Raw genomic sequence first — 15,922 nt, 5'->3', positions numbered from 1 at the left:
CGGCACAACGCCGTGAACCTGACAAAAAAAACGCGCATGTATTAGTTTTAATCTTCTGATAAATAACAATTTATATCATTTTTTCAGGCGGTATAACCTTTGCAGATATTCAGAACCTTCTGCTGATTAAGGTTTACCGCTATGACATCCTGTCCTTCCTCTGCGGGTTGCTCCGGCCAAAGCCCGTCCCGTGTAAATGAACAACTGGCCCGTAAAGCGGCGCAGCATCCGTGTTATTCCGTCAGCGGGCATCACCGCTTTGCCCGCATGCACCTGGCCGTCGCCCCGGCCTGTAACCTGCAATGCCATTACTGCAACCGCAAATATGATTGCAGTAACGAATCACGTCCGGGTGTCGTGTCGGAATTGTTGCTTCCCGAGCAGGCTGTCGCCAAAGCCCGTCAGGTGGCGGCGGCGATCCCGCAACTCTCCGTGGTCGGTATTGCCGGGCCAGGCGATCCGCTGGCCAATATCGGTCGCACGTTTCAGACCCTCGAACTGCTGCGCCAGCAACTGCCGGATCTCAAACTGTGTCTTTCCACCAATGGCCTGATGTTGCCGGATGTGGTGGACCGGCTGGTGGATATCGGTGTGGATCACGTGACGGTGACGATGAATGCGCTCGATCCGGCGGTCGCCGAAAAAATCTATGCCTGGCTGTGGTATGAAGGTGAGCGTTATACCGGGCGGATGGCGGCAGACTTGTTGATCGAACGGCAGGCTGAAGGCATCAGAAAGCTGATTGAAAAAGGTGTACTGGTGAAAATCAATTCGGTGCTGATCCCGGGGATTAACGACCAGCATATGCAGGCGGTCAGCCAGCAGGCGGGCGAATGGGGCGCGTTTTTGCATAACATCATGCCGCTGATTTCACGTCCGGAACACGGCACCGTTTTCGGGCTGAACGGACAGGCGGAACCGGATGCTGATATGGTGGCCTCGGTGCGAAAATCCTGCGGTATGTCGATGCCGCAGATGACGCACTGCCATCAGTGCCGCGCAGACGCCATCGGCATGCTGGGTGAAGACCGCAATGCGGCTTTCCCGCTGGCATCCGTGCCGGTTAATCCGCCGCCTTACTTACCGGTGCTGCATCAGCGCGCGCAGCTTCACGCAAGCATTGTATCGCAGGGCGGATCCGAAGAAGCGGACGCCTGTCTGGTGGCTGTCGCAACGTCACAGGGGCAGGCTGTTGATCAGCATTTCGGTCACGCCGATCGTTTTACGCTGTACAGCCTGTCGGCGGCAGGTGTGATGCAGGTCGGGCAGCGTTTTACGCCACGCTATTGCCGCTCGCCGGATGACTGCGAGCCGGAAGATGCGGCGCAGAACATGGATGCATTGCTGGAACTGCTGGCAGATGTCAAAGCGGTATTCTGTGCCCGCATTGGCCTGACGCCGTGGAAACGTCTGGAAGCGGCGGGCATTGAGCCGCAGGTGGACGGTGCCTGGCAGCCGGTAGAAACCGCGCTGGCGCAATGGTGGCAGCAACGAAAGCTGGCCGGGGGTGAAATCAGCATTCGCGGGGTGGCGTAATGAACGGCGCGCAGGGGTGGTTAAGCCGGTTGCTGTCATTGCACCTGACCGGGCGCTCACGTTTTCCGCCGCAGATGGGGCTGGGAGACGTCGCCTGGCAGGCTTTACTGCAACATACCGGACGTGCTGCACCGGTGCTTTCAACGTTACAATTCGAGCAGCAAAAACTGCTCGGGTTGTTGCAGCAGGCACGCACCTGTGAGCGGGAACAACTGGCGCAGTGGCTCGCACAGTCACAGGTGCCGGAGGCCGCGCCGATGCATGAACTGATCGCCACAGCATCAATGGGGTTTGACCATCTGTGGCAGGATCTGGGGCTGGATTCCCGCGCTGAACTGCGCGACCTGATGACCGATTGCTTTCCCGAACTGGTCAGGATGAATCACCAGAACATGCGCTGGAAAAAGTTCTTCTACCGCCAGCAATGCCTGCAGTCGCTGGGAGAAATCGTCTGCCGTTCACCAAGCTGTAATGAATGCTGCGAATGGCACACCTGTTTTGCGCCGGAAGATTAGGCGCAACGCCTCAGGTTCTGCGTATTTCACCTGCAATGACCAGAGATAGTATGCGAAAACCGGATACCCACCGACAGAACAAAACCAGCCAGACGGCTGGTTTTATATTTTTTGCAGAGGTGCCATCACCTGAGGGTCAAAGCACTGCTGGTTTAAGCTTCTCCAGCCAGCTGTCAATACGCTCTTCTGTCAGGTCGTATTGATTTTCCTGATCCAGTGGCAGGCCGACAAACTCATTGTTTTCCAGCAGTGCAGCGGAAAACGAGAATTTATAGCCTTCACGCGGCCAGTTACCGACAACACAGGCGCCACGCGCAATGACGAGGTCATAGAGGATCCGCATTGCGCTAACAAAATTTTTGGAATAGTTAAGCTGATCGCCTAGCCCAAATAATGCCACCGTCTTACCGGTCAGATCAGCTTCAGACAGCGTGTTGGTGAACTCCTGCCAGGAGTCGTACTGACTGCCTGCCTCCACACCAGGTAGCTCACCATCGCCCAGCGTTGGCGTACCTAACAGCAGGACCGGGTAGGATAAAAACTGTTCGCGGGTTGCGCGCCGGATATCCAGGGGCGCGTCGGCAATCCCGTCCAGTTTCTGGTGGATAAGCTTCGCAACTTTTCTTGTTTGTCCGGTATCAGACCCAAAAAAAATACCGATGGTAGCCATAATCATCTCCTGATATATCACATGTTTATTAAAAGATTAGTGCCATGACGACTCGCCGTTTTCTCTCAGGATGACGCGAGTTTTTTATAGCCTTCAAGTCTTTCGCGTGCATCGTCTTCGGTCTTTTTAAACAGAAACTCGGCAAATTCCGGATACAGCTTTTTCAATGACGAGTAGCGCACTTCGCCTGCCAGAAACGCCTGGAAATCCTCTTCAGGTTCCTCTGAATCGAGAATGAACGGATTTTTACCGGCCTCTTTCAGTTCCGGGTGATAACGGTAATTAGCCCAATATCCTGCCTCGACAGCGCGCCTGGCTTCACGCTGACTGCATCCCATACCGATACGCAAACCGTGGTTGATACAGGCGGCGTAAGCGATAATGAGTGAAGGTCCCGGATACGCCTCGGCTTCGGCAATCGCCCGCAATGTCTGATTTTTGTCGGCCCCCATTGCGATTTGAGCGACATACACATAGCCGTAACTCATCGCCATCATGCCCAGATCTTTCTTTCGGGTTTTCTTGCCGCTTGCAGCAAATTGCGCAATGGCTGCCGCTGGCGTCGATTTAGACGACTGACCGCCCGTGTTGGAATAGACCTCGGTATCAAACACCAGAACGTTGACGTCCTTACCCGATGCCAGCACATGATCCAACCCTCCGAAGCCGATATCGTAGGCCCAGCCGTCACCGCCAAATATCCAGTGAGAACGCTTCGCCAGATAATCGCGGTGGGCATAGATACTGTCGGTGTGCGGGTTTTTCCCTGGCGTCTGCGAAGCCAGAAGTGTCACCACTTTTTCCGCCCGCTCACGGGTGCCTTCGCCCTGATCTTTATTTGCCAGCCAGTCACTCAGACAGGCTGACAGTTCTGCATCCAGTGGCACATCCGGCGCGTTGTCGAGCGCCGCTTTAACCTGTGTGGCGAGGGTATCGCGAATCGCATCCACACCCAGCAGCATGCCAAGGCCAAACTCGGCGTTATCTTCAAAAAGTGAGTTGGCCCAGGTCGGCCCTTGCCCTTTGTGGTTAGTGGTATAAGGAATAGAAGGTGCGCTCGCGCCCCAGATCGATGAACATCCGGTCGCATTGGCAATCATCATTCTGTCGCCAAATAACTGAGTCACCAGTTTGGCGTAAGGTGTTTCACCGCAACCCCCGCAGGCGCCGGAGAACTCCAGCAGGGGCTGTTCAAACTGGCTGCCTTTCACGGTGAATTTATTTTGCGGATTGGCTTTGGGTGTCAGGCTGAGCGCATGTTCCCACAGCTCAATTTCGTGTTCCTGCGATTCCAGCGGTTGCATCGACAGCGCCTTGCCTTTGACCGGGCAGACATCTGCACAGTTACCGCAACCGGAGCAATCGAGCGGAGAAACGGCGAGGCGGTACCAGGCATCTTCTGTTCCGCTGGCCCGTTTGGCGCTGAACCCTGCCGGTGCATTTTGCCTCTCTTCTTCAGAAATCAGGACAGGGCGGATAGCGGCGTGCGGGCAGATAAAGGCACATTGGTTACATTGGGTACATTTGTCCGTCTGCCACACAGGCACGTTAATCGCCACCCCGCGTTTTTCATATGCTGAGGTGCCGGACGGGAAGGTGCCATCCTCGATGCCGTCAAAAATGCTGACCGGCAACGAATCCCCTTCCTGGCGATTCATCGGGATCAGAATATCTTTAATAAATGCAGGCAGCTTTTTGGGGGACACGACTTTGTCCTCAAGATGCTTCCACGCCTGCGGTACGCTGATTTTCACCACTGATTCAATGCCGCTGTCCACCGCAAGATTGTTCATATCAACAATCTTTTGGCCTTTATTTCCGTAAGCATGCTCAATACTGTGTTTCAGGTATTCCACGGCGCGCGTCAGGGGAATGATGTCTGCCAGTTTGAAGAAAGCCGATTGCATGATCATGTTAAAGCGCCCGCCCAGCCCCAGTTTTTGGGCTATTCCGACGGCATTGACGATATAAAATTGAATATCGTTTGCTGCGATATAGCGCTTCATGGCGACGGGCAGTTTCTCGTCCAGCTCCGCGACATCCCAGCTACAGTTGAGCAGGAAGGTTCCGCCCGGTTTCAGCCCTGCCAGCAGGTGATATTTGTTAACGTAGGATTGTTGTGAGCACGAAATAAAATCAGCTTTATCGATTAAATACGGGGACCTGATCGGGTTATGACCAAAGCGCAGATGCGACATCGTGACGCCGCCGGACTTTTTAGAGTCATAAGCAAAATAGGCCTGCGCATACATATCGGTTTTGTCGCCGATAATTTTGATGGCACTTTTATTGGCTCCGACGGTCCCGTCTGAACCCAGTCCCCAGAATTTACAGGCGGTCGTTCCGCTGGATGAGGTATCAATATCACGGTCTGAGAGGGGCAATGAGGTAAAGGTGACATCGTCGTTTATCCCCACCGTAAAGCCATCGCGCGGGCGTTCAGCAGCCAGATTATCGAAGATCGAAATAATATGGGAAGGCAGAATATCTTTTCCGCCCAGCGCGTAGCGGCCACCGACAATCACCGGGCGCCAGTCGCTGTTATAAAACGCACTTTTCACGTCGAGGTACAGGGGTTCCGCCAGTGAACCGGGCTCTTTCGTCCGGTCGAGAACGGCAATATTACTGACACTCTTCGGAATGTATTTGAAGAAATGCTTCAGGGAAAAAGGCCGGTAAAGGTGCACGGTCAGCACGCCGACTTTCTCACCGCGGGCATTGAGATAATCCACCGTTTCCTGAATGGTTTCGCACACCGACCCCATCGCGATAATCATCCGGCCAGCATCCGGCGCACCGTAATAGTTGAACAGGTGGTACTCGCGACCGGTGAGTGCGCTGATTTTGGCCATGTATGACTCCACCATTTCCGGCAGAGCCATATAGAATTTATTCGACGCTTCACGCTCCTGGAAATAAATATCCGGGTTTTGCGCCGTACCGCGTACAACGGGATGGTCCGGATGTAACGCATTCTGGCGAAAACGCGCCACGGCATCCCGGTCCAGCAATGCGCCCAAATCTTCATAATCGAGAACTTCGATTTTCTGAATTTCGTGAGAGGTACGAAAACCATCAAAGAAGTTGATAAACGGGATGCGCCCTTTAATGGCGGTCAGATGTGCCACCGCCGCAAGATCCATCACTTGCTGAACGCTGCTTTCTGCCAGCATGGCACAACCGGTCTGGCGAACAGCCATAACATCCTGATGATCCCCGAAGATATTTAACGAGTTGGTTGCCAGAGCTCGGGCACTGACATGAAAAACTGCGGGCAGGAGTTCACCGGCAATTTTGTACATGTTGGGTGTCATTAACAACAACCCTTGCGAAGCGGTATAAGTGGTCGCCAGCGCACCAGCCTGCAAGGCACCGTGTATCGCCCCGGCGGCGCCAGATTCAGACTGCATCTCCATGATTTTCACCGTCTGACCGAACAGGTTTTTTTTACCCTGTGCGGCCCATTCATCAACACTTTCTGCCATCGGTGTCGACGGTGTAATCGGATAAATCGCGGTAACATCCGTGAAGGCATAAGACACATAGGCTGCCGCCGTATTCCCGTCCATGGTTTTCATTTTTCCCGGCATGATTCACTCTCCCGCTCAATGTTGCTCAATACAAGGTTTGAGAAAGGAACAAGCATGGGACATGCCAGACAGAAGGGTTGTATTAATATATTGAATTAAAAGGAATAGTTAGGGTGGGCTCTCAATAGGGGGTTGTCGCCATTGAATGTTTCAGCACACATTTGTGAGCAACTTGTCGTTACACTGACATTACCCGCAGGCGTGCTGCCTGCGTCAATAATCGCACCCCGACTCATTATGACAACGCGGTTGCCAATAGAGGGACCGATATCGCAGTGATCGGAGGGATGATTTTTGCCGCATTAGTGAAACTTCCCGTACCGGTAGAGTGCCATGCATTGCGTGAGTGGTATACCAGAATGCAGGCCAGATCATCCGTTCAGCAATGGAAAGCGATGGTTGATGCAGAGCGCGCTTGCAGAGAAAGGATGTGAGATCAGGTTAAGTTCAAACCGAACAGGCGATACATTGCACTTTGCCTCAAAAAGCACTGCAATCATTAGTCTGCTCCGTCGTTAATTTCCAGTCAGTTTATTGCCGACAGAAGCCTGATGCTTCGGTCGGCGCCGAAGCATCAATGTGTTGTGAAAAACGATTAATGATTTATATCGATGCCATAATTCCCGCCAATACATCCCCCGGCCTTTCAAGCACGGCCAGATGAGTTCTGGCATTCTCCAAACGTTTCACCTTAAAGAAATCATGCGTTGTAGCGAAACGCTGCTGTAAAGCAAGGTATTCGTCGTTTCTGTCGAGGGAATAGATATGGGTAGCCTTCGGTGGGTTTTTGAGTTTTTCGAGGCGTTGCAGCGGTGAACCGTATTTATGGTAGGCATCGGCGATCACCTGACCTGCAAGTCGCCAAAGCTGGTAGCTTGAGCCAGCCATTTCGGTTTTCAGATGGTGGTTCATGATGGGGGAGTCGCTTCCTGCCAGCCAAAATTCGTAAAGATGATCCCGCGCATATTGCCAGCGATCTTCATGCTGCATTTCTTTGATTGAAGTGAAAAACGCCGCCGCAGGCTGATTCATGATCCAATCAAGGAATATCACTGCAGGCACACGTTCTTTTAAACTTTCCACCAAATCTACAGCTATCCAACTGGCATGGGCAACGGAGACCGGTACTACGCGGGACAGGCCGAGATGTTCAATGAGGGTCAACGCGTCTGTTAATAACGCCGCACCGTCAAAATCCTGACCATCGGTCGATGATTTTCCATGACCACGCCAGTCAATAATGACAACACGGAAGAAAACGGCGGCCAGCTCAGAGAAGTCATTGAAGACGGTTTTTGGCTGGCACCAGCCCGGCATCAGGAAGAGCGTTGTGTCCCCCGTACCGATATCCTGATAATCGATATCGCCATGCTCTGTATGCAAAATAGGCATGTTTTCGCCCTGTAGTGAAGTGAGTGGATAACTAACCTATCCGATCCATTGCCAATTAAACAAGTATTTACTTGTTTAATTGGGGTGTTTAGCGATAAATGACCGGAATTGCCTGCGCGGGTTAATGCTTACGCAGCCATTCATCTGCAATATCTTCCAAGATTTTTGGAACGTCACTACGTATTCAGGCTATGAAAATAGACATCTAAAAAGCATCAGCGATAACATCTCAGCGTGCATACTGTTTTGAAATCAATAGAGGGTAATAAGATGGCTGACGAAAACATGCTGATTACTGACAGTGATGAGCTTGAGCAACTTTACGGCGCGATAGCTAAACCTTCTTTAACGAAGGTGACTGACCATATTCATCCTGCTTACCGGCCTTTTATTGAGGCCTCGCCATTTGTGGCGCTTGCAACATCGGGACCGGAGGGGCTGGACGTATCGCCAAGAGGCGATCCAGCAGGCTTCATTCACATTGAGGACGCTAAAACGATACTTTTGCCCGACCGCCGGGGGAATAACCGTATCGATAGTCTGCGCAATATTTTAAATGACAACCGGGTTGCGCTTCTCTTTTTAATCCCCGGCATTGGCGAAACATTGCGTATAACCGGGACAGCTGAAATCCGTAAAGACCCGGCTTTGCTTGCTAAATTCTCAATCAATAATCATCCCCCTAAAACGGTGTTGCGCATTTCAGTGAACAGCGTTTTCTTTCAGTGCAGCAGGGCAATTATTCGTTCAAAACTTTGGGATCCTGCCACACAAATTGAGCGCCAGACTCTTCCCAGCACAGGCAGTATCCTGAGTATGATTTCGCAGTCAGAAATTGATGGTTTGGCTTACGACGAGGCCTTGCCCGGGCGATTAAAAACCACACTTTACTGATGATTTCGTAAAGTAGGGCCCGGCAAGGTCAGGGGGGAGGGGGAGCTGCTGGCAGATGAAAGTCACGCCACGGTTCCATATCCAAATTTTTTACCTCCAATGAGGATCCTCAACCGTGCCTGTCAGCCAGTCGCATTAACTATAATGGTTGCGACTTCCGCTTTTGGCACGGAGCAGGCAGCCAAACCGAATAAAACGGCTCAGCCGCTCATAAGTGTTTCATCGCTACTTTGCACTTTTCCCGCGCCAAAGTGGGGGGTGTATCAGAAATTGTACAGTCCGGCTCACTGAGCTAACCGGCCGGGCCGTTTAGCGACTTCAGGCAGACATTTAGCAGCAAATCCTCTCTGTCGCGTAAGGCGAGAAGCTCCAGTCCAAGCGGAAAGCCTTGGTCGTCAAACCCCACCGGAAAAGTCAGCGCAGGTGTCCCGCTGGTCGCTGCAAGCAAGGCGTTGCTGCCCGTTTGAATTTCTCCGTGTTTGACCGGCGGATGACGCATGACCGGATAGGCGAGAAGATTGATATCGTGGCCGGCAAACAAGGCTTTCAGTAAATTATAGAAATCACGTTGCCGCTGCTGTACACCACGATATTCAGGGCTATTTGTCCCGGCGTGCTCTGCACGCGCCCTGAATACGGCGTCAAGTTGCGGATGGTGAATATTGGCGGCCACGATTTCCTGAAGCGATGTAAAACTGGCCTGCGGTCTGGCACTCAAAAATGCGTTTAATGACTCCGCAAACTCGAAAGCGATAATATTGGCCGCCTCAGCGAGCGAATCTAAAGAGGTAACACCGACCGTTACGACTTCGGCACCGATATTCTGCACCGCGGCCCGCATTTTATTTCTGCTCGTGTCGCTGATATCGTTAAAAGCACTGTCAAGCCAGCCAATACGTAATGTTTCCCCCCGGGATGGGAAACTTTTACCCGTCATGATTTCAGTCACCCACCGCAAATCTTTAGCATGGCGTACCAGCGGGCCTGCAATATCCTGTGTTGGAGACAACGGCACAATGCCTGCCATCGGAACGCTGCCCCGGGTCGGCCGCAGGCCATAAAGCAGATTAAAAGCGGCAGGAATTCGCACCGACCCTGCTGTATCCGTACCGACAGCAAAGGGAACATAACCAGCTGCGACTGCGACCGCGGAACCACTGCTTGAGCCGCCAGGGTTATAGCCCGGTCGGTATGCGTTATGGGTATAACCGCTCAGTGATGAGGCGCCCGTAATGCCAGCCGCCAGTTCATGCATGGCCGTTTTACCCAACAGGATTGCCCCTTCTTCACGCAGACGTTTCACCAGCGGCGCATCATGGTCTGCAATAATCCCCAGCAGCGCTTTTGATCCCGCCGTTGTCGGCCATCCTGCAACATCAATATTGTCTTTAACCAGCAGAGGGATACCTTCCAGCCTGCCGCAGGGATGGCCGCGCCGCCGTTTTTCATCGCTCGCGATGGCAGCCTGTTTTGCCTCATCAGCATAGAGCCAGGTAATGGCATTCAGGGCGGGCTCGCGCTCAGCAATAATCGCCAGTGCAAACTCCGTCAATGCCGCTGCACGGGTCTCACCATTCTGCAATTTTTGCAGTAATTCAGTGACGGATGCTTTTGCATAATCCTCTTGTTGGAACATTATTCTTCCTCCGGCGTTTGCCACTGATAACGCTGATTGCCGTCATACCTGACCCTGCCGAAAGAAGCACCTGCAAAGTGCGAACTGAACCAGATTGCCTGATGCTCTAATGCCCAGTCGATTGCTTTACGACGTGAAAGGGATGCCTGCGGTTTGTTTTCGCAGAAAACCGAATTCCAATGCGGATGTTCAAACTGCACTTCATGGTGCATCAGATCCCCGGTAAATATGGCGTGCTGTTGGTCTGAGACCAGGAGTAAAGAGCCATGGTCATCACTGTGACCGGGCGTTGGCATATAGCGCAAGACGCCGGAAAATAACGGCGACTGTTCAATGTCGATAGCATCCAGCTGGCCGCTTTTTATCAGCGGCAGAATGCTGTCGCGATACAGCTCCTGCCTGCCAGGATCGGCCTGACACTTCGCGAGCTCCCGGGCCGAACAAACATAACGTGCATGTGGAAAAAGGGGCTGCCACTCGCCTTCATTCCAATGCGTATTCCAGCCAACGTGATCGGTATGGATATGCGTCATTAACACTAACGAGACCTGTTCCGCAGCGATCCCGGTCTGTTTCAGACGTTCAAGATAATCGCTGTTAAGATGGTCAAATAAAGGGATACCCCCTCTGTTCCTGCCATTTCCCGTCGCCGTATCTATCAGGATGATATCTTTCGGGGTTTTCACCAGCCAGCTATGAATGGAAAGCCCGACCGCAGCATCTTCAGGATAATTTATCATCTCATCGATATGGTCGGGAAATAGCTGCCTCAGGGGAAAGGAAGTTGTTTGTTCCGTTATTTTCTCAACCTGACATTGCCCTACGGTTATTCTCATTTATTCCTCCACTTCATTACATCGCCGCGAATGCCTGGCGGCTTGTCCGCTCAGAATGAGAGAACTATACTCACGCTTTATGCATTAATTAAATTGATTAAAATAATGACCCTCATTAATCCAAATGATTTTAGTCGCATAGATCTTAATTTACTCGTGGTGCTCATCGTGATGTATGAAGAGCGCAACGTCACCCAGGCTGCACAAAGGCTGCACCTTGGACAACCCGCAGTGAGTGCGGCCCTCAAGCGGTTGCGCAGCATGTTTAACGAAGCGTTATTTGTGAGAACGACTCAGGGCATGATGCCTACGCCAAGGACCTGCGAGCTGATACAAGCGCTGACGCCCCTGATGGCACAATTACAGGCCGTGGTTCTCAATCCACCCCGCTTTAATCCGGAAAAGGATAAGTTAACCTTCCATATCGGTATGAGCGACTGGATTGAGCACTGGCTGATGCCGGATCTGCTGGCCGGGATTATGCGCGAAGCCCCACAGGTTTCGATCAATGCAGTGGCCACTGATCCGTGGAAGGTGGTGAGTGCGCTTGAGCAAAATAAGGTCGATTTATCCATCACTGTTGGGCAGGAAACATCACGTGATTTGCGGCGGGAAAAGCTCACTAGTGCCGGATTTAAAACGCTCTGGGACCCCGGACAAATCGACATAACCAAACCGCTGACGGTTGCGCAATTCGTTCATCATGAACACTTGCTGATTTCCTACCGGGGGGCCAGTCAGAGTGCGATGGACAGTAGCCTGGAAAAAGCAGGGGTATCACGGCGGGTACGCTATGTTTCCAGCCACTTTTCCACATTGCCGCTCATGCTCAGTCAGATGCCCTTGTTCGCCACGGTCCCCATGATGCTGGTAGATGACTGGTGCCGGCAGTATGGTTTCCAGTCAGACTCTGTGCCGGTACATATGCCACCCTTTGAACTCGCCCTGTTGTGGCATCGCAATCGTGACAGTGATGCTGCAACCCTGTGGATGCTAAATAAAATTCGTCAGTTAATTGCGAAAAAATTATCTGCTATCCGCTGATAGTTGTCAGAGTTCAGCTTACTGGACCGGTGGGTGCCAGCGGGTGTTGGTAAGTCGTCTTGAATAAGGAGCAGGTCAAGAGTGCATGCAAAAACGGGAATGCCCTTGTAGTTGAGCGTGGTTATTCAATTTGAGGCCATGGGGGTAGGTAAAACCGCCAGCAGCACGCGCCGCTGGCGGTTCAAATTAATGTAACTCAGCGCGATCCAGACCGTAAGCGCTATCCAGTGCGCCCGGAACCATCTGGGATAATATCTGCAGACGATTCCAGGCGTTGATCAACGCAATGCTGAAGGTCAGCTCTGAAATCTCTACTTCAGAGAAGTGCTCACGCAGCTCGCTGTACAGCGCTTCGCTCACACCCTGCTCGCCGATGCGGGTCAGGGCTTCTGTCAGCGCCAGTGCAGCTTTCTCTTTAGCACTAAATAATGGCGATTCGCGCCAAATCGCCACATGGTAAAGGCGCAATTCCCGTTCACCGTGTAATTTCGCCTCTTTAACATGCATATCCAGACAGAACGCACAGTGATTCAGCTGTGAAGCACGGATATCTACCAGATATTTGATTTTTTTATCCAGCGAGGCTTTACCTAACGTCATAGAAGCTTCGCCCAGGGTTTTGGCCAGTGCCGGGATAGTTTTGAAATGGTTAACGCGTGACGACATGATGTGTTCCTCTTTTAAAATAAACGGTCAATGATTTGCAGCGCATGCAGGATTGAGTGGTTATTGACGGTATCTTAAACTGGCATGTCTAAGTAAAAAGGGTCAAAATCAAAGAGAAAAGGTAGGACATAACAGGGTGCAGGGCATGGGATACAAAGAGATCTACGCGCGCTATCGCCAGCAAATTCTGGACGGGCGTTTAAAACCGGGCGATCGCGTACCGGCGATCCGCGTGCTGGCGAGCGAACTGCAGGTAGCGCGCAAAACGGTGGAAACGGCTTATGAGATCCTCATTGGCGAAGGCTATTTTGTCAGCCAGGGGGCAAAGGGTACGCGCGTCAATCCCTCACTCAGAGTGGCCTCAGCAGCCAGTATGCACACCGCTGCACCCTCCCGGTTACTCGGCCAGCCTGTAATCGAAAGCAAAGGCGAACTGCGCCTCGGCATTCCGGCACTGGATGAGTTCCCGCATAAAAAATGGTTACTGATCTCGGGAAAAACAGTGCGCAGTCTGCGTCCGGAAGAGATGATCATCCCGCCGGTAATGGGTTATCAGCCGCTGCGTGAAGCCATTGCCAGCTACCTCAACATCTCGCGCGGCCTGAACTGCCAGCCGGAGCAGATCTTCATTACCAGCGGCTATCGCGCGAATCTGCGGCTGATCCTGTCAGTACTGGCACAGCCGAACGATAAAGTGCTTTTTGAAGATCCCGGCTACTTCTTCGGTCAGCAGTTGCTGAGGCGAATCGCGCCCAACCTGCACTATGTGCCGGTGGATCGGCAGGGTGTGGATGTTGATTATCTTCAGCGCTATCACGCCGACGCGCGCTTCGCTATTGTAACACCTACCCATCAAAGCCCGCTGGCGGTCAGCCTCTCTTTACCACGCAAGCATCAGCTGCTGGCGTGGGCGCAGCAAAACAGTAGCTGGATTATTGAGGATGATTACGACGGTGAATTTCACTATACGCGGAAAGTGATCCCGGCTCTGAAAAGCCTCGATATGCACGATCGGGTGATCTATACCGGGACGTTCAGCAAAACCATGATGCCTGCGATGCGTATCGGCTATCTGGTGATGCCGCAGGAGACAGTGGTGCGCTTCAGCGAGTTGGGGGAAATCCTTGAAACCGGCCTGCCGCTGTTGCCGCAAAAGATCCTTGCGCAGTTTCTCAGCGAAGGGCACTTCTACCGCCATCTTAAAAAGATGCGCATTCTCTATCAGCAACGTCGTCGCATAATGTTTGAGGCTATTGAGACGAGCTTTCCGGGGCTGTTCGAATTTGAGCTGACCGATGGCGGCATGCACATTGTTGCTTTTCTGCGGCGTGGCATTCAGGACAATGCGCTGGCCGCGCTATGGAGGCAGCACGAGCTCTACGTGAGACCTCTCTCCAACTGGTATGCGCAGACTCAGAAGCGTTACGGGCTGGTGATTGGCTATACCAATATCCGATCGTTTGAACAGGCGCAGCAAATCTTACAGCGTGTGGCGGCCGAGACCCGTGCGTTGATGCAGTCGTAAGGGGGCTCTTTTACAGATGTGATGCGCGGTCATGAACTGAGCGGGTTTATGGCCACTTCGCTGTCCGGGCGTACTGTTTCGGGCTGTTTTTGTCTGAAACGGATATTACGGGAACGATTTACATACCAAGGTATAAAGAGCAAAGTTATGTCAGGTATATCGTTTAAATCATCCACGTAATAGGGAGTACGCCATGCCAGATTACTGTTTTTTCAAAAAAGGGAAGCAAACGGTGGTGCTGGAAAGGTCAGATGCTGACGGAGCTTTTCAGCTGACCCAACAGGGCTTTGAAAAGCAATTTGAAGAGGTCAGTGCCATCGATGAAAAACATGCGCTTAACCGCTTTTCTGATATCCGCCGGGAAAAGCGCATAGATCAACATAACTTCTTAGCAGGCGCTATAGCCATGCCTCTCATCGGTGTTTATACGGCAATTGCTGGTTTCCTTTTCCGGAAAAAGCAGCCATAAAAAACTTTTCTGCGGCAGATGATTGAGGGATTACAGGGCGGTTTAGCTCACCGTAATCCTTCAGGCTTATCTGTTACTGAATAACCCCGCGTTGAGCCGGTCAGAGGTGTACGAGGACCTTGCCGATGACTTCAGAATATTCTACAGCGTAGTGAGCATCCGCTATTTGCTCAAGCGGCAGATTTAAGCCTATTACGGGTGAATAGTTCCCCGTTTCAAGGCAGGCATTAATATCTGCTGCACTGGCTTGTTTCAGTTCACGAGGCACGTTGTATATATACACAAAGCGGAGTACACAACCGTGCGTCATGGCCTTAAGAAGTGGGACGGAAATTTCTTCCGTTGCGCTATTTGTTGCATAAGCGCTGATGACACCTCCCTGAGACAAACAAGCCAGATTGGTATCAAAATTCTCTTTCAAAGCCACATCGACAATATGATCAACACCGAGATTCTCAGTATTTGCCAAAATAGTACGTGCCACATCGTCAGTTGAACGGTTTAGCACCAAATCTGCACCACGAGTTCTCGCTATTTCTGCCTGTTTTGCATTGCTCACCGTGGTAGCGACCCATGCCCCCGCCCATTTTGCTAATGATATTGCTGCTGTTCCTACTGCGCCGGCCCCGCCATGAATAAGGACCCGACAGCCTTTCAGATCACCATCGGAAAACAGACAACGGTGGGCGGTGAGTGCGGGGATGCCGAGTGACGCACCTGTTTCAAATGAAACGTTGTCAGGAAGCCTGACGGCCTGATGTGCCGGAACAGCAACAAACTCAGCCGCAGTGCCTGTCGCCCGGCCATATTGCGCCTCATAAAGCCAGACACGTTCACCGAGTCGTTCAGATGATACGTTCCCGCCCACTGCCTCAATCACTCCTGCCCCATCCTGATGGGGAATGATACGTGGATACGGCATTTTCGCAGAGAAACCTGTTCTGGCCTTAATGTCCGTCGGATTGATTCCGGAGACAGAAATACGCACGAGCACTTCATCAGGACCTGGTGTCGGTTTGGATACTTCGCCAATTTTCAGCACCTCATGAGCAGGGCCCTGGGTTTCATAAAACGCAGCTTTCATAATTTATAACCCATTCATTATACGAGTAAAAAAATCATGGCCATATCAGCCACCTCTGCGGAGAT

13 protein-coding genes are annotated in these 15,922 nt (G+C 52.1%); 6 read left to right on the top strand and 7 right to left on the bottom strand.

Annotated features, from left to right (window positions below):
• Window positions 1-141: 141 nt before the first annotated feature.
• On the top strand, window positions 142-1,536 hold the full coding sequence (nifB, locus tag RAHAQ2_RS24495; RefSeq protein WP_014333904.1) for a nitrogenase cofactor biosynthesis protein NifB: 1,395 nt from the start codon (window positions 142-144) through the stop codon (window positions 1,534-1,536).
• Window positions 1,536-2,051, top strand: a complete 516-nt coding sequence (locus RAHAQ2_RS24490) for a nitrogen fixation protein NifQ (RefSeq protein WP_014333903.1) — start codon at window positions 1,536-1,538, stop codon at window positions 2,049-2,051. The genes nifB and RAHAQ2_RS24490 overlap by 1 nt, the downstream gene beginning before the upstream one ends.
• A gap of 136 nt (window positions 2,052-2,187) precedes the next feature.
• Here the strand turns inward: RAHAQ2_RS24490 and RAHAQ2_RS24485 are convergent, their stop codons facing one another.
• The 3 genes from RAHAQ2_RS24485 to RAHAQ2_RS24475 form a co-directional block, all read right to left on the bottom strand.
• Window positions 2,188-2,721, bottom strand: coding sequence for a flavodoxin (locus tag RAHAQ2_RS24485; RefSeq protein WP_014333902.1), 534 nt, complete (start codon window positions 2,719-2,721; stop codon window positions 2,188-2,190).
• Between the two features lie 65 nt (window positions 2,722-2,786).
• Window positions 2,787-6,311 (bottom strand): pyruvate:ferredoxin (flavodoxin) oxidoreductase, encoded by a 3,525-nt coding sequence (nifJ, locus tag RAHAQ2_RS24480; protein WP_014333901.1) that lies wholly within the window; start codon window positions 6,309-6,311, stop codon window positions 2,787-2,789.
• Between the two features lie 603 nt (window positions 6,312-6,914).
• Complete coding sequence (locus RAHAQ2_RS24475; protein ID WP_014333900.1) at window positions 6,915-7,703, bottom strand: alpha/beta fold hydrolase; 789 nt, start codon at window positions 7,701-7,703, stop codon at window positions 6,915-6,917.
• A 270-nt stretch (window positions 7,704-7,973) separates the two neighbouring features.
• Between RAHAQ2_RS24475 and RAHAQ2_RS24470 the strand changes: the two genes are divergently transcribed.
• Window positions 7,974-8,597 carry a pyridoxamine 5'-phosphate oxidase family protein gene (locus RAHAQ2_RS24470; RefSeq protein WP_014333899.1) on the top strand — a complete coding sequence of 208 codons (624 nt, stop codon included), beginning with the start codon at window positions 7,974-7,976 and terminating at the stop codon, window positions 8,595-8,597.
• A 292-nt stretch (window positions 8,598-8,889) separates the two neighbouring features.
• On the opposite strand, the gene RAHAQ2_RS24465 is transcribed toward RAHAQ2_RS24470, so the two are convergent.
• Together RAHAQ2_RS24465 and RAHAQ2_RS24460 are read right to left on the bottom strand one after the other, a co-directional pair.
• On the bottom strand, window positions 8,890-10,233 hold the full coding sequence (locus tag RAHAQ2_RS24465) for an amidase (protein ID WP_014333898.1): 1,344 nt from the start codon (window positions 10,231-10,233) through the stop codon (window positions 8,890-8,892).
• On the bottom strand, window positions 10,233-10,973 hold the full coding sequence (locus RAHAQ2_RS24460) for an MBL fold metallo-hydrolase (protein WP_238532109.1): 741 nt from the start codon (window positions 10,971-10,973) through the stop codon (window positions 10,233-10,235). The genes RAHAQ2_RS24465 and RAHAQ2_RS24460 overlap by 1 nt, the downstream gene beginning before the upstream one ends.
• 48 nt (window positions 10,974-11,021) lie before the next feature.
• Between RAHAQ2_RS24460 and RAHAQ2_RS24455 the strand changes: the two genes are divergently transcribed.
• Window positions 11,022-12,113: a LysR family transcriptional regulator gene (locus RAHAQ2_RS24455; RefSeq protein WP_238532108.1), complete on the top strand. Its 1,092-nt coding sequence runs from the start codon at window positions 11,022-11,024 to the stop codon at window positions 12,111-12,113.
• 186 nt (window positions 12,114-12,299) lie between these two features.
• Here the strand turns inward: RAHAQ2_RS24455 and RAHAQ2_RS24450 are convergent, their stop codons facing one another.
• Window positions 12,300-12,779, bottom strand: coding sequence for a carboxymuconolactone decarboxylase family protein (locus RAHAQ2_RS24450; protein ID WP_014333895.1), 480 nt, complete (start codon window positions 12,777-12,779; stop codon window positions 12,300-12,302).
• Window positions 12,780-12,924: 145 nt separating this feature from the next.
• Between RAHAQ2_RS24450 and pdxR the strand changes: the two genes are divergently transcribed.
• Window positions 12,925-14,304, top strand: coding sequence for a MocR-like pyridoxine biosynthesis transcription factor PdxR (gene pdxR / locus RAHAQ2_RS24445; protein WP_014333894.1), 1,380 nt, complete (start codon window positions 12,925-12,927; stop codon window positions 14,302-14,304).
• Between the two features lie 193 nt (window positions 14,305-14,497).
• Complete coding sequence (locus RAHAQ2_RS24440) at window positions 14,498-14,773, top strand: hypothetical protein (protein WP_014333893.1); 276 nt, start codon at window positions 14,498-14,500, stop codon at window positions 14,771-14,773.
• A gap of 100 nt (window positions 14,774-14,873) precedes the next feature.
• On the opposite strand, the gene RAHAQ2_RS24435 is transcribed toward RAHAQ2_RS24440, so the two are convergent.
• Complete coding sequence (locus RAHAQ2_RS24435) at window positions 14,874-15,857, bottom strand: NADPH:quinone reductase (RefSeq protein ID WP_014333892.1); 984 nt, start codon at window positions 15,855-15,857, stop codon at window positions 14,874-14,876.
• Between the last annotated feature and the right edge of the window lie 65 nt (window positions 15,858-15,922).

The organism is Rahnella aquatilis CIP 78.65 = ATCC 33071, from assembly GCF_000241955.1.
Taxonomy (GTDB): domain Bacteria; phylum Pseudomonadota; class Gammaproteobacteria; order Enterobacterales; family Enterobacteriaceae; genus Rahnella; species Rahnella aquatilis.
The sequence above is the reverse complement of the archived record's forward strand: the minus strand, read 5'-3'. Positions and strand labels throughout refer to the sequence as shown.

What these genes read in the sequence shown, in the direction of transcription:
- RAHAQ2_RS24465 (WP_014333898.1), bottom strand. Translation starts at nt 10,233, where the DNA reads ATGTTCCAACAAGAGGATTATGCAAAAGCATCCGTCACTGAATTACTG.
- RAHAQ2_RS24485 (WP_014333902.1), bottom strand. Translation starts at nt 2,721, where the DNA reads ATGGCTACCATCGGTATTTTTTTTGGGTCTGATACCGGACAAACAAGA.
- RAHAQ2_RS24460 (WP_238532109.1), bottom strand. Translation starts at nt 10,973, where the DNA reads ATGATAAATTATCCTGAAGATGCTGCGGTCGGGCTTTCCATTCATAGC.
- nifB (WP_014333904.1), top strand. Translation starts at nt 142, where the DNA reads ATGACATCCTGTCCTTCCTCTGCGGGTTGCTCCGGCCAAAGCCCGTCC.
- RAHAQ2_RS24490 (WP_014333903.1), top strand. Translation starts at nt 1,536, where the DNA reads ATGAACGGCGCGCAGGGGTGGTTAAGCCGGTTGCTGTCATTGCACCTG.
- RAHAQ2_RS24475 (WP_014333900.1), bottom strand. Translation starts at nt 7,703, where the DNA reads ATGCCTATTTTGCATACAGAGCATGGCGATATCGATTATCAGGATATC.
- RAHAQ2_RS24435 (WP_014333892.1), bottom strand. Translation starts at nt 15,857, where the DNA reads ATGAAAGCTGCGTTTTATGAAACCCAGGGCCCTGCTCATGAGGTGCTG.
- pdxR (WP_014333894.1), top strand. Translation starts at nt 12,925, where the DNA reads ATGGGATACAAAGAGATCTACGCGCGCTATCGCCAGCAAATTCTGGAC.
- RAHAQ2_RS24440 (WP_014333893.1), top strand. Translation starts at nt 14,498, where the DNA reads ATGCCAGATTACTGTTTTTTCAAAAAAGGGAAGCAAACGGTGGTGCTG.
- RAHAQ2_RS24450 (WP_014333895.1), bottom strand. Translation starts at nt 12,779, where the DNA reads ATGTCGTCACGCGTTAACCATTTCAAAACTATCCCGGCACTGGCCAAA.
- nifJ (WP_014333901.1), bottom strand. Translation starts at nt 6,311, where the DNA reads ATGCCGGGAAAAATGAAAACCATGGACGGGAATACGGCGGCAGCCTAT.
- RAHAQ2_RS24470 (WP_014333899.1), top strand. Translation starts at nt 7,974, where the DNA reads ATGGCTGACGAAAACATGCTGATTACTGACAGTGATGAGCTTGAGCAA.